At 64.8% G+C, this 14,068-nt stretch carries 10 protein-coding genes; 9 read left to right on the top strand and 1 reads right to left on the bottom strand.

The window, feature by feature from the left end; genetic code table 11:
* Window positions 1-311 precede the first annotated feature (311 nt).
* From B4F51_RS03960 to B4F51_RS03940, 5 genes are all read left to right on the top strand, one after another.
* The gene (locus B4F51_RS03960; RefSeq protein WP_296223785.1) at window positions 312-1,139 is read left to right on the top strand and encodes a DNA-binding protein; all 828 of its coding nucleotides are present in this window, start codon (window positions 312-314) and stop codon (window positions 1,137-1,139) included.
* 258 nt (window positions 1,140-1,397) lie between these two features.
* Window positions 1,398-2,348 (top strand): UTP--glucose-1-phosphate uridylyltransferase GalU, encoded by a 951-nt coding sequence (gene galU / locus B4F51_RS03955; protein WP_296223784.1) that lies wholly within the window; start codon window positions 1,398-1,400, stop codon window positions 2,346-2,348.
* 295 nt (window positions 2,349-2,643) lie between these two features.
* The gene (locus B4F51_RS03950) at window positions 2,644-3,987 is read left to right on the top strand and encodes an MFS transporter (protein ID WP_296223783.1); all 1,344 of its coding nucleotides are present in this window, start codon (window positions 2,644-2,646) and stop codon (window positions 3,985-3,987) included.
* Window positions 3,988-3,991: 4 nt separating this feature from the next.
* Complete coding sequence (locus B4F51_RS03945; protein ID WP_296223782.1) at window positions 3,992-5,917, top strand: sensor histidine kinase; 1,926 nt, start codon at window positions 3,992-3,994, stop codon at window positions 5,915-5,917.
* A gap of 5 nt (window positions 5,918-5,922) precedes the next feature.
* Window positions 5,923-7,284, top strand: a complete 1,362-nt coding sequence (locus tag B4F51_RS03940; RefSeq protein WP_296223791.1) for a sigma-54-dependent transcriptional regulator — start codon at window positions 5,923-5,925, stop codon at window positions 7,282-7,284.
* Between the two features lie 11 nt (window positions 7,285-7,295).
* On the opposite strand, the gene B4F51_RS03935 is transcribed toward B4F51_RS03940, so the two are convergent.
* Complete coding sequence (locus B4F51_RS03935) at window positions 7,296-8,096, bottom strand: YhfC family intramembrane metalloprotease (RefSeq protein WP_296223781.1); 801 nt, start codon at window positions 8,094-8,096, stop codon at window positions 7,296-7,298.
* Window positions 8,097-8,235: 139 nt separating this feature from the next.
* On the opposite strand from B4F51_RS03935, the gene B4F51_RS03930 reads away from it, so the two are divergent.
* From B4F51_RS03930 to B4F51_RS03915, 4 genes are all read left to right on the top strand, one after another.
* Entirely contained in the window at window positions 8,236-8,649 is a 414-nt protein-coding gene (locus tag B4F51_RS03930; protein ID WP_296223790.1) for a surface-adhesin E family protein, read from the top strand.
* A 114-nt stretch (window positions 8,650-8,763) separates the two neighbouring features.
* Window positions 8,764-11,445 carry a sensor domain-containing diguanylate cyclase gene (locus B4F51_RS03925; protein WP_296223780.1) on the top strand — a complete coding sequence of 894 codons (2,682 nt, stop codon included), beginning with the start codon at window positions 8,764-8,766 and terminating at the stop codon, window positions 11,443-11,445.
* Between the two features lie 450 nt (window positions 11,446-11,895).
* Window positions 11,896-13,056 (top strand): ABC transporter substrate-binding protein, encoded by a 1,161-nt coding sequence (locus B4F51_RS03920; protein WP_296223779.1) that lies wholly within the window; start codon window positions 11,896-11,898, stop codon window positions 13,054-13,056.
* A 130-nt stretch (window positions 13,057-13,186) separates the two neighbouring features.
* Complete coding sequence (locus tag B4F51_RS03915; protein WP_296223778.1) at window positions 13,187-14,068, top strand: branched-chain amino acid ABC transporter permease; 882 nt, start codon at window positions 13,187-13,189, stop codon at window positions 14,066-14,068.

Below are 14,068 nucleotides of genomic sequence, written 5' to 3'. Positions count from 1 at the left end.
CTTAACTGAACGGCATTAGCCCTGCGGGGCGCTTTTTTCTTTTCTCGTAACCGAAACTGGGCGCTGTGCCAGGATAAGCGTACCCATTTCTGCGGATCGGTACCCGACTGGCAGTGCGATCGCGCTAGAGGGCCATCGATACCGCACAAACCGCCTCGCTGAACGCATTTTGGCAGTACCGCGATGACGATCAAGCGATGAACAGCCGCTGAAACTATATATCTCCGATATAAAAATAATGAATGAGTAAGTCACTATATTGATGTTTTTAACATCTGATGTACACTATCAAGACACCGCGCACTTCATAAATGGCTCGTCCTGGTCTTCGTTTCTCCACCGAACAGCAGCAGCGGATCGTTGAATCGATCCGGCGGCTGGATGTTGCCTTTCCGCACGACAACGCGGTTTTTCTGGATGAGGTGATTGAGGCAGTCCATACCGTGACGCGTCGCGTCTATGGCGCGCGCCGATACGCGCAATGGTTAGTGGAGGCCGGCGTAAGCCGCCGCCCAAGCAATACGACGCTGCAGAAAGCGGTGGACCGCGCACGAGGGCGAGGCGATGCGCTCGGCAGCCAGGGAACAGAGGCTGTCGAGCCTTGGCCGATCCCATGGACGCACGCAGAAATGGGTACGCATGAGAGGGTCTCTGCGCGCGAGGAGCGCGATCGTGTGGCTTCGCGCGCCATCGGTGCGCCTGGTGCCGGCGCCGAATGGGTGGAGGCGCGCATCCGCGCCGAGGTCGCAGAACGCGCACTGGAGCACGAGGCGGCGCGCAACCGCCAGTTGCAGGCAGCCATGGCGGATCTGGAGCGGCGTCTTGGCGAGGCGCTGGCTGTGGCGCCGGCCGTTCCGCCCAAGCTGACGGACACGACACTCGAGCGCCTGGAGCAGACCTTCGAGACCGTATCGCGTCTGGAGGGGGCGGCCAGCGCGCTGGCTGGTACCGAGCGCTTCCTGCGTTTGCAGAACGATGCCGTGCGGCAGCAGACCCAAAACGAGGCGGAACAACTGCGCCAGCGCATTCGCACGCTGGAGGCCGAAGTCACGCAACTGCGCATCCAGATCGATGCCTACCGCCGCGCGCCCGAACGTAGCGCACCGGTTTCGCGCGGCTGGGTCAAACCGTCTTCCTGATGCACCGTGAGCGTGCGCTCACTGAGGCGGCGCGCCGCAAACGGGTGTCGATCGGCTCGCAGAATTGGGTACGCTTTTTCCACCCATCCTTCACTTTCGGCGCTGAAAGTTGGCAGGCAGACTTGCAATCGGTTGTAGGAAAGGCCCGCCAGGGGGTCCCGAAACGTGGCTGGGCCTTTCACCATCCCGCTCCACCAAAAGGCCGAGTCATAGGCACAAGGCTTGCTCACGACGCTACGTCTGTCTGATGGAGTTGTCATGAACGAGAGGATCACCAAGGCCGTGTTTCCCGTGGCGGGACTCGGCACGCGTTTTCTACCCGCCACCAAGGCTGGCCCGAAAGAGATGTTGCCGGTTGTCGACAAGCCGCTGATTCAGTACGCGGTGGAGGAGGCGGCTGACGCAGGCATCACGGAAATGATCTTCATCACCGGCCGCGCCAAGCGTGCCATCGAAGATCACTTCGACAAGGCCTACGAGTTGGAAGCGGAATTGGCGGCCAAGAACAAACATGCGCTGCTGGAGATGGTGCAAACGATCAAGCCGCCAGGCGTTGAATGCTTCTATGTGCGCCAGCCCGAGACGCTGGGCCTGGGGCACGCCGTACTCTGTGCGCAGAAATTGGTACGCAATGAGCCGTTTGCCGTGATCCTGGCTGACGACCTGCTGGACCACGACCCGTCGGTCATGCGACAGATGGCCGAGCTATATGATCACTATCGCTGCTCCATCGTCGGCGTGGAGACGATTGCGTCGCAGGCGACACGTTCGTACGGCGTGGTGGCCGGCCGCGAATGGGACGACCGCCTGGTCAAGCTCGACGGCATCGTCGAGAAGCCCGCGCCGGAGGCGGCTCCGTCCAACCTGGGCGTGGTCGGGCGCTACATTCTGACGCCGCGCATCTTCGACCATCTGCGCAACCTGAAGCCGGGGGTAGGCGGCGAGCTGCAGTTGACCGACGCCATCCGGAGCCTCCTGGCCGAAGAACAGATCCTGGCCTACCGCTATCGTGGCCAGCGATTCGACTGCGGCAGCAAGCTTGGCTACCTGCAGGCCACGGTGGAATTCGCCCTGCGCCATCCGGAAGTGCGTGCTGACTTTGAGGCGTATCTGCACGAGCGTCTTGGTTTGTTGCTCGCACAGAGGACACCCGCCGAAGAAGTGGACCTGCTGATGCGCGACACGATTCCGCTGGACGTGGCAGCCTGAGCGCCGGATTACGTCCGTAGTCATTGGCCGGGCGGATTGTGCGAAAACCCGCACAGCCCGCCTGGTCTATTCTGGAAAACCGCACACTCTCACTGTCTCCCGCCGATCCGGTGATCTCCCGCACAGCCTTGCAGCAAGCGCGTTTGCAGCGGATCGTTGCGCCTGCGTTGCGCATGGAATGCTTCTTGAGTAAGAGCGACCACCCATAAACCGGCGGACAGTCCGCACGTCGTACGCGTCGACCCAGATGCGTCCCGGCATGCCGCTGCCGCTGCTAACGCTCCAAGGAGACACCATGACTCAGCCCCAGGCTGGCGCGCTTCCGGGCGGCCTCGCGCCCACGGACACCCCCGCCAAAGACACCTCGCAAGACGTCCGCCGCCGTCTGCGTTCCATCTTCTCCGGCTCGGTCGGCAATCTGGTTGAGTGGTACGACTGGTACGTGTACTCGGCGTTTGCCCTTTACTTTGCCAAGGCCTTCTTCCCCAAGGGCGACCAGACCGCCCAGTTGCTGAACACCGCCGCCGTGTTCGCGGTCGGCTTTCTGGCGCGTCCGGTGGGCGGCTGGCTGATGGGCATCTATGCCGACCGCTATGGCCGCAAGCGCGCGCTGTTCTTCTCGGTGGTGCTGATGTGTCTGGGCTCGCTCATCATTGCGCTCACGCCCAGCTACGCGACGATTGGCGTGGCTGCGCCGGTGCTGCTGGTGCTGGCGCGCCTGCTGCAGGGCCTGTCTGTGGGCGGGGAATACGGCACCTCGGCCACGTACCTGAGCGAGGTCGCCAACAAGGAAAACCGTGGCTTCTATTCGAGCTTCCAGTACGTCACGCTCATTGCTGGGCAACTGGTGGCGTTGGGCCTGCTGATCGTGCTGCAACAGTTCGTGCTCACGCATGAGCAACTGGAGGCGTGGGGCTGGCGCATTCCGTTCTTTGTCGGCGCGCTGTGCGCGCTGGTGGCGATGCGCATGCGTTCGCACATGGAAGAAACGCAGTCCTTCACCGCAGCGGCCAAGGAGAAGAAAAAGCGCGGCACGCTGAGTGAACTCGCCAAGCATCCGCGTGCAGTCACCGCCGTCGTGGGCCTGACGCTGGGCGGCACGGTCGCGTTCTACACGTACTCGATCTACATGCAGAAGTTCCTGGCCAACACGGTGGGCCTGTCGAAGGACAAGGCAACGCTGGTGTCCGGCGCCACGCTGCTGCTGTTTGCCATGCTGCAGCCGATCGTGGGCGGACTGTCCGATCGCATTGGCCGTCGCCCGATCCTGATCGCGTTCGGCGTGCTGGGTACGCTCTTCACGGTGCCCATCATGACCGGTATCAGCCAGACCACCAATCCGTGGACGGCCTTCTTCCTGATCATGGCCGCGCTGGTGATCGTCTCGGGCTACACGTCGATCAACGCCGTGGTCAAGGCCGAGCTGTTCCCGGCCGAAGTGCGCGCGCTGGGCGTGGGCCTGCCGTATGCGCTCACGGTGTCGATTTTTGGTGGCACGGCCGAGTACATTGCACTGTGGCTCAAGCAGGCCGGCCATGAGTCGCTGTTCTACTGGTACGTGACGGGCACGATCTTCCTGTCGCTGTTGGTGTACGTGTTCATGCGCGATACTCGCGAGCACTCACGTATCGAACACTGATCCAATGCCCCCATCCGACGGCCACGCCGACCTTGCTCACCCCGCCCGCTGGCGCGGTTGGCGACTGGCCGTCGCGCTGGCGATGGCGGCGTGCTGCGCGGCCGCAGGATGGGGCGCCTACGCCATCGCCCTGCAGCGCTATGTGGCCACGCGTGCCGAAGAGGCCGGCCAGCGCACCACCTTCTACGCCCAGAACCTGCGCAGCACGCTGGCGCGCTATGAGTCGCTGCCGCGCCTGGCCGCGCTTGAGCACGTGCTGCACGTCGCGCTGCAAGAAGATCCTCAGGCTGGCGACGCAGTCACGCGCCGCGCCGCCAACGCCTACCTGAAGGAAGTCCAGGCGGCCACCGATCTGGCCGCCGCTCACCTGATCAATTCGACCGGCCTCACGATCGCGGCCAGCAACTGGGATCTGCCGACCTCGTTCGTCGGCCAGAACTACGCCTTCCGCCCCTACTTTGCCGAAGCCATGCGCGAAGGCCTTGGCCGTTTCTACGGCGTGGGCAACACCACGGGCGAGACGGGTTACTTCGTGGCCGCTCCGGTGCGCGAAGACAACAAGCCGATCGGCGTGGTCGTCGTGAAGGTCAATCTCGATGCGTTCGAGGCTACGCTCTCGCGCAGCGGCGATACGGTGCTGCTGGTCGATCGCCACGGCGTGATCTTCTTGAGTTCGGTGCCCGAATGGAAGTACCGCACGCTCGGCACGTTGAGCGCCGAACAGCAAGCGGCCCTCGATGCGACGCGCCAGTACGCGCCGCACACGCTCACGCCGCTCGGAATGAACGACGGGCAAGCTGGGGGCGTACCCTTTTCTGCGGACCAGCCGCCTCAGACCGTCCGCGTGGCGTTGCACGGAAAATCGGTATCGACGCTGCGTGTGCAGTACCGGCCCGTGGGCTTGCTCGGCTGGCAGGTGGCCGTGCTGATCGACCCGCGCGACGAGCAGCGGACAGCGCTGGTGGCTGGTGCGAGTGCCGCATTTGCGATGGCGCTGATCTTCGCCGTACTCGTTGCATTGCGTCTGCGTACGCGCCGGCGCGAAGAACAACGTCGCGCCCGCGATGCGCTGCGCGAAGTCCAGCGCGATCTGGAAGCGCGCATTGCCCAACGCACCGCCGAGCTGACCTCCGCCAACGCGGCGCTGGCCACCAAGGTCGAAGCGCTCGACGCCGCACAGCGCATCCTGCGCGAGACGCGCGATGCCGCCGTGCAGGCCGGCAAACTCGCCGTGCTGGGCCAGATGGCCGCCGGCATCACGCATGAACTGAACCAACCGCTCACCGCGCTGACCACGCTGTCCGACAACGCCAACCAGCTCGCCGAGCGTGGCCGCATCGACGAGGTCCGCGGCAACCTCACGCACATCAGCCAACTCGCCAACCGCATGGGCCGCATCGTTTCGCACATCAAGGCGTTCTCGCGCAAGGGCGCGAGTGGGGATGAGGCGCGCACCGCCGTGTCGGTGGACGAGGCCATTCGCCAAGCGCTGATGCTGGTGGAAACGCGTCGCCGCCAGGTGGGCGTGACGGTGGTGACCGCGCCGGTGCCGGCCGATCTTGCGGTCTGGGCCAACGCCGTGCGCCTGGAGCAGGTGCTCGTCAACTTGATTCGCAACGCCATCGATGCCATGGCAGACGTGCCGCAGCCTGCGTCTGCCGCCGTGCGCGTGAGCGTTGAGCCCACCGAGAAATGGGTACGCATCACCGTGCGCGATTGCGGTCCGGGCATTCCCGCCGACGTACTGCCGCGCTTGTTCGAGCCGTTCTTCACCACCAAAGACGACGGCCAGGGTCTCGGCCTTGGGCTGGCGATTTCGCTGGCGATCATCGAAGATTTCGGCGGGCGGCTTGAGGGCCGCAATGCCGAGCATGACGTGGGCGGCGCGGGTGGCGCAGAATTCGTCATCGAGCTGGAGCGCGCTGTTTGAACCCGATGCCTGAAACCGTTTCTTCCGATCTGTCTACCTCCATCGACCACGCGCCCGTTTTCCTGATCGAAGACGACGATGTGGTGCGCCTGGGCTGCGAGCAAGCGCTCGCGCTGGCGGATGTGCCCGTGCAATCCTTTGCCGATGCGGAAAGCGCGTTGGACGCGCTCGTCGCGCAAACGCCCGCCGTGGTGGTGACCGATGTGCGCTTGCCTGGCCGCGACGGCCTGGCCGTGCTGCGCGAAATGCTGCAGCACGACCGTCAGTTGCCCGTCATCCTCATCACCGGCCACGGCGACGTGAGCATGGCTGTGGCCGCCATGCGCGCCGGCGCGTACGACTTCATGGAGAAGCCGTTCCACTCCGAGCGCCTCGTCGACGTAGTACGGCGCGCGCTGGAAAAGCGTCGGCTCACTTCCGAGAACCTGCGCCTGCGCGAGGCGCTGCAGGGCCGTCAGGCGTACCCGCTGATCGGCCAGAGCCCGGCCATGCAGAACGTGCGCCGGCTCGTGACCGCGCTGGCGCCCACCGATGCCGACATCCTCGTCACCGGCGAAACCGGCTCGGGCAAGGAAGTGCTCGCGCGTGCCATCCACGAAGGCAGCCGGCGGCGCGGGCCGTTCGTCGCGCTCAACTGTGCGGCGTTGCCGGAGTCTGTATTCGAGAGCGAGATGTTCGGCCACGAGGCGGGCGCCTTCACCGGCGCCAACCGCCGCCGCATCGGCAAGATGGAATATGCCAACGGCGGCACGCTGTTTCTCGACGAGATCGAATCCATGCCGCTGGCGCTGCAGGCCAAGCTTTTGCGCGCGCTGCAGGAACGCAGCATCGAGCGGCTGGGCAGCAACGCCAGCGTGCCGGTCGATTGCCGTGTGGTGGCTGCTGCCAAGGTGGACTTGAAAGCGGCGTCCGATCGCGGCGAGTTTCGTGCGGACTTGTACTACCGGCTCAACGTCGTATCGATTGCATTGCCGCCCTTGCGCCAGCGTGCTGAAGACATCCCGCTGCTGATGGCCTATTTCCTGCAGCAGGCGGCGTTGCGCTACGATCGCGCCGCGCCGGATTGGTCCGCGCAGGACATGATGCGCTGGCAGCACCACGACTGGCCGGGCAATGTGCGCGAACTGAAGAATGTGGCCGAGCGCTTCTGTCTCGGCCTGGATGACGGTCTGGTCACCTCCGAAGCGAGCCAGCACTCACTGGCCGGGCGCATGATGGCGGTCGAGCGCGCCACCATCGAAGAAGCCCTGCGTGCCACCGAGGGCAACGTCGCCCGCGCGGCCGATTTGCTGGCCGTGCCGCGCAAGACGCTATACGACAAGCTCAACCGGCACGGCATCGAGCCGGAGCGTTTCCGCTCCAACTGACTTTTAGCGTTTTAGCGCAGCGACGATTCGCCGATCTTCTTGCCGCCCTGCGGCGGCCAGCACGTCGCAGCCAGCAATACGGCGATGACGGCGTAAATGGCTTCCGTCACGGCCAGCGGCAGCACGTGCACCTGGTACAGCGCCGCCGGCAGATCGGCCAGCGCGTGCAGCAGCATCGCCAGCACCACGAGCACGAAACGCCGCTGCTGCACCGCGTGCCACACCACCAGCGTGAGCGTGAACTGGATCAGCATCGCTGCAATGCGTTCGCTCACGGCACCTGCCGCCAGCCACGGCGAGAGCTGCGCCAGCATCGCGTGGATCGTGCCCGCCATCGCCTCGGCGCCGCTGGCTGCCAGGCGTGCGTCCAGCTCGCCCCGGTTGGCGGCAATGCCGAACATCACCATCTGCGCTTGCGACGCTGTACCGACCAGCCACGCCTCGATGCCGGCATGGCCGAGCGCGTAGGCGACAGGCGTGCCGGCATCGCCCGGCTTGCGCGTGAGAAATCGCAGGCCGAGCCAGCGGCCGGTCTCCTCGAACAGCCCCGCCATCAATGCGCCATAGATGACGAACAGCACCGGCGCGCGCAGCCACTGCGCCGTCACCGGATTGAGCTGCAGCAGATACAGGTGCAGCGTGCGCTCCAGCACCAGCGCAAATGCGATGAACACTGCCGCGCCCACGCCAATGTCGCGCCAAGCCAGGTCGAAGCGCCGACGCAGCCAGAGCCACGCGCCGACAGGCGCGCAGGCTATCAGCAAGGCGGCGAGGGCATGGGCGGCGAGTGTGGGCAGGGCAACGGTCGGCATGACGAATGACATGGATCAGGTTGCCCGCATGCTACCTGAGGCCGCCGGACTCGAGCCTTACGGAGCAATTGTTACAATGCGTGTCGGCGGCAGCAGTTGCCGCGATTCTGATAGGGCAGGGCAGACGGTCGTGAAACGCATGGTGTGGCGGTGGATCTGGGTGTGGGGTGTCGGCATGGGTGCGCTCGGCATGGCTGCGCCTGTCCAGGCGGCGCGCTGGCATGAGTACCTGACGACCACGTCGGTTTCGGCCTCTATCGACCGCACCTCGTTGCACTCGAACCGCACCGGTCACAAGACCTTTCTCGCGCGCACCGTGCTCAAGCGCGGCGAGCGCCGTGCCCATGGTGCGCGCTATCGCCCGGGGACGGTCATCCTCTCGCGCCAGGAGATCGACTGCCGCCGACAGCGCATCCGCCTGGTCGACTACGTGGTGCGCGGCCCCGAGGGTGCCACACTGGATACCGACACAGCGGCCGGCGCGCACTGGATGCGCATCCGGCCGGGAACGCTGGCAGCGCGCTCGGCTGCCTATGTCTGCGCGCGCCGGTAGGCGTTCCGCCAAGCGGATCGCCGGCTCGACAACCACCCTCCGGCAGCGCACTATGATGGCTGCCCCCATTACAGCGGGCCGGCCACGAGGGCGCTGGCACCGGCCGACCGTTCGATGAAACTCACCCTGAAGTCGCAGGCGGCGATCATGGCGACCGTCATCAGCGTGACGCTGGTGAGCCTGTTCGGCTGGTCGCAGCGCGAGCCGATCCGCCGCGAGATGATGGCGCAGATCAAGACGCAGCAGACGGCCCTGGTCAAGGAATCGGCGCACGACCTCAGGCAACGGCTGGATACCTATCTGGGCATGCTGGAGCGCACTGCCCAGCAGATGCACACCGTGCGATTCGACACGCGGGCGCAAGAAAAGGCTTTCTATGAGTCCATCCAGCCGACCGCCGGTCTGTTCGATGGAGTCTTCCTTGTCACCGCCGAGGGCAAGGTGACCGCGACTTCGCCTTATCGCAAAGGGGTGATCGGCATCGATATCACCGACCGCGATTACTTCAAGCAGGTCATGGTGGTGGATCAACCCACCATCTCGGCGCCGCTGCGCAACCGCGTGGGCGGAGAGCCGATCATCATCATGGCCGCACCCGTGCACGACAAGGATGGCCACCTGGTCGGGCTGATCGGCGCATCGCTGTTTCTGCTCAAACCGAACTTTCTGGGAGCGCTGCGCGACATGCGCATCGGCCAGACGGGCCACGTCTATCTGGTGTCACACGGTCCCACGGCGGTCTTCGTCGTACATCCGGATGTCGACAAGGTGCTCGCCCCCCTGAGTGCCGACCCTGCTGTCGCCGCCGCATTGGAGACCGATCCGAGCGCGCTGCCCGAGCCCGGTGCCGATGTTGTTGCCACACAGGACGTGATCGCCACGGGCTGGACGCTGGGCGCCGTGCTGCCCGGTGCCGAGGCCAACCGCCAGCTTTTTGCCATGCACCAGCGCTTTCGCCTGTCGCTCGTGGTGCTGGCAGTGCTGATCGGCATGTCGGTGTGGGCCGCGATGCTGTGGCTGCTACGCCCACTGGCCCGGCTGCATGCGGCCATGGTGCAGCTCTCGGCCACGGATCTGCGCGATGCGCCGCCCCTGGAGTTGTCCGGCGCTTCGGTGGAAATCGAGGCGGTGTCGACCGCTTTCCGCAAGCTGATGGACGAAGTCGTGCGCCAGCGCGCCGAGCTGGAGGCTGTGAACGATGCCTCGCCACTGGGCCTGTTCCGCTCCGATACCGAGGGCCACACCGTCTACGCCAACGAGGCATACCGCCGGCTGCTTGGCGCCACGCACGAAGAGCCGCTGGCCGACGTCTGGCTTGCACGCCTGCACCCGCACGACCGCGATGCCACCCTTGCAGGCTGGCACAACGCGGTCACGCACGGCACCGGCTACAGCGCCGAGCAGCGCGTGATCGTGCCGGGCGCCGGCGAGCGCCTGCTGGTCATCAACACGGCGCCAGTGCGTGTGGATGGCAAGGTGGTCGGCCATGTCGGTGCCATGGAGGACATCACCGTGCGCTCGCATGCCCAACAGGCCTCGCGCGTGTTGACCAAGATCCTCGATTCCACTACCGACTTCGTCGCGCAGACCGACGTGCGGGGCAACGTCACTTATATGAATCCCGCCGGGCGGCGTTTTGCCGGCATCGCGGTGGACGCCGACATCCACGGTCTGATGGTCGAAGCCTTCTATCCGCCCGAGACGATGGACTGGCTGCGCGAGGTGGCCGTGCCCGCCGCCGCGCGCGACGGTGTGTGGATCGGCGAGACCACCGTGCGCGGCGCGCAGGGCCAGGTCGTGCCGATCAACCACATGATCATCGCGCACCGCGCGCCGGCCGGGCACATGGAATACTTCTCGTCCATCATGCGCGACATCACGCAGGACAAAGCCGCCAAGGAGGCCCTGCAGCGCAGCCGCGAGACACTGCAGACCGTGACGGATGCCATTCCGGCGCTGGTCTCCTTTGTTGACACGGATGAGCGGTTCCGCTTCCTGAATGCCGCCTATGAGAAGACCTACGGGTTGCCCACCGCTGCCATGCTGGGGCAGACCGTGCGCGAGGTAGTGGGCGAGGAAACCTATCAAATCGTGCACGACCCGCTGCAGCGCGCAATGGCCGGCGAAACGGTCGTCTTTGAGCGAGAACATCACAGCCGCGAAGCGTATCGCTGCGAAGAGATCAACTACCTGCCGCAGTTTGACGCACAGGGCCACGTCGCCGGCGTGCATTCGGTCATCCTCGATGTGACCGAGCGCAAGAAGCAGGAGCTGCGCCTGCGCGCGCTGACCACCACCGACCATCTGACAGGCTTGCTTAACCGCGCCGGTTTTGAAGAGCGCATGTCGGCCGCCATCGAACAGGCGCAAACGGGCGATACCGTGGGTGCGCTGCTGCTGCTCGATCTGGATGGCTTCAAGACCGTCAACGATACGTACGGCCATGCCGTGGGCGACGCGCTGTTGCGGGCCTTTGCACAGCGGCTGGCTCGCACGGTGCGCCCTTACGACGGTGTGGCGCGCTTTGGCGGCGACGAATTCGCCGTGGTCCTGGAGCGCCTGTCGCACGCGGACGATGCGAAGACGGTGGCCGCCACCATCCTCAACGCATGCAACAGGCCGTTTCGGTTGGGAGAAGCGACGATACAGATCGGGACCAGCATCGGCATCGCCGGTTTCGATGCGCGCACGCTGGCCCAGAGCGTTGTCTTTGAAGCTGCCGATGAGGCGTTGTATGAGGCCAAATCGCGCGGCAAGGGCCTGTTCGTCAGCGCGGACGAGTTGTCGACCGGCTGATTTCGCGGTGCCGCACGTTACGCAGAAATGGGTACGCTCAAGGCCTGTCGGGCCGCGGCACATCGCTGATGCTGCGGTGCAATAATGGCCCCCCAGGCCGGGCGGCGGACAATTCCCTATCGCACGGTCGTGCGCTTTCCGGTAAAGTCCCGCGACTGACTGCACGTGCCGGCCATCCCGGCGCGTCGCACAAGAGCGCTGTACCCATGGCGCCTTCGCTTCACACTCCGACGCACTCCCGGTGCACGCATGTCCGATCCGGCATCGCTCGCCCGGCAGGTCTTCCGCCGTTTCGCCAACGTTGCTTGTCTGCGTGGCGCGAAACCCGGCAGGCGAGCGTCCGGACGCGATGCAGGGCGCATGCGGGGGGAGCGACGGTGTTGGGCCAGCGCATCTTCGAGACGAATCGCATTCAAGCAATCGCGACGGACAAACAAGGAGCAGGTTCGCATGAAAAAAATGATCAAACGGCTGCTGTTGACGGCAGTGGCTGCGGGGGCGGCAATCGCAACGGGCACGAGCTTCGCGGCCCAGGACATCAAGATCGGTGTGGCCGAAGCGCTGTCGGGCGGCGCTGCCCAGTACGGCGTGGCCATCCGCAACGGCTTCCAGCTGGCTGCTGACGAGATCAACGCTGCAGGTGGCATCAACGGCAGCAAGATCGCGCTGGTGATCGAAGACGAGCAAGGCAAGAAGGAAGAAGCCATCAACGTCTTCAAGAAGCTGATCTTCCAGGACAAGGTGGCGATGGTGTTCGGGCCCACGCTGTCCAACTCGGCGCAAGCGGCTGATCCGATCGCCCAGGGTGCCAAGACCGTCGTGTTCGGCACTTCCAACACCGCTGACGGTATCACCAGCATTGGCGACCACGTCTTCCGCAATTCCGTGACTGAAGCCGACGTGCTGCCGGCCACCATCCAGACCGTTGTGAAGAAGGCTGGCGTGAAGAAGGTGGCCGTGCTGTATGGCAACGACGACGTCTTCACCAAGAGCGGCTACGACAACTTCAAGAAGGCGCTCGAAGACCTGAAGATCCCGGTCACGACCACCGAAACGTTCGCCAAGGGCGACGTCGACTTCAAGGCACAGCTCACCAAGATCAAGGCGACGAATCCGGATGCGATCGTGCTGTCGGCGCTGATTGCCGAAGGTGGTCCGATCATGGTGCAGGCGCGCCAGCTCGGCCTGAACGTGCCGATCATCGGCGGCAACGGCATGAACTCGGTCAAGATCTTCGATCTTGCCAAGGACAAGTCCGACAACCTGTGGGTGGGCAGTCCGTGGTCGATCGAGAATCACGCGGCCGAGAACAGCAAGTTCATCACTGCCTACACCGCCAAGTACAAGGCAGCGCCGGACCAGTTCGCGGCGCAGGCGTATGACGCGATGTACATCGCGAGCAAGGCGCTGAAGACGGTCAAGTTCAGCGGCAACCTCGAAGCCGATCGCAAGGCGATCCGCGATGCGCTGCCGGCAGTCAAGCACGTTGGGGCGACCGGCGCGTTTGCGTTTCGCCAGGTGACGGCACGCGGCAAGCCGGCCGGCTACGACGCCGTGCAGACGCCGATCGTGAGCGTGACCAAGAACGGCAAGTACACGATCGAGAAGTAATCTTCGGTTCTCGTTGAAACCCTTTGAACGAGACAGGCGGGGCGTAGCTAAACCTACGCCCCATCGCTTTTTTTGCGGCTGCTTGGTGACTGCTTTGGTCACATTCGGCCGCACCTCACTCTGATTCATCATGCTGGAACAGCAACTCGTCAATGCGCTGTCGCTCGGCTGCGTGTATGCGTTGTTCGCGCTGGGGTTCACGCTGGTTTTCGGCATCCTGGGCGTGATCAACCTGTCGCACGGCGCGGTCTTCATGCTGGGTGCCTATGCGGCGCTGCAGGTCGTCCTCCACTTTGAACTGCCACTGTGGGCGGCGCTGGCCGTCGGCTTTGTCGTGAGCGGCGTGGCCGGGCTCATCATCGATGTGCTGCTGCTGCGCCCGCTGCGCCGCCGCAACGCGCCGCACCTGATCCCGATGATCGGGACCATCGGTGCAGGCATTGCGATCAACAACGCCATGCAGGGCGTGTTCGGGGCGGAGAACCTGCGCTTTCCGGCGGGTCTCGTGTCGGATGCCTCCCTGGATCTGGGCGGCATTCATCTCACGCCGCTCGAGCTGGGCATCATCGTGCTGTCGTTCGTGCTGATGGGCGCGCTCATGCTGCTGCTCAAGCGCACGCAACTCGGCCGTGCGCTGCGCGCGATTGCAGAGTCGCCCAAGGCGGCGGCGCTGCTCGGCATCAATGTCGAAGGGCTGTTCCTGCTGACCTCGTTTGCGGCCGCCGCGCTGGGCGGGTTGTCGGGCGTGCTGATCGGCCTGTACTCCAACGCCGTGTTCCCGCTGATGGGCCAGCCGATGCTGCACAAGGGCATCGCAGTCATCATCCTGGGCGGCCTGGGCGATATTCGCGGCGCAATGCTGGGCGGTCTGTTCCTCGGGTTTGCCGAGGTGCTGTCGGTGGCCTACATCGGCTCGACCATGCGCGATGCGGTGGCGTTCGGCCTGCTGTTCCTGATCCTGCTGGTGCGGCCGCAAGGGCTGTTCGGCAAGGTGCTGGAACGCAAGGCATAA

The organism is Ralstonia sp. UBA689 (genome assembly GCF_002298975.1).
In the GTDB taxonomy this organism is placed as follows: Bacteria; Pseudomonadota; Gammaproteobacteria; order Burkholderiales; family Burkholderiaceae; genus Ralstonia.
Note: the sequence above shows the minus strand (reverse complement) of the source record. Positions and strands in the feature narration are given on the sequence as shown.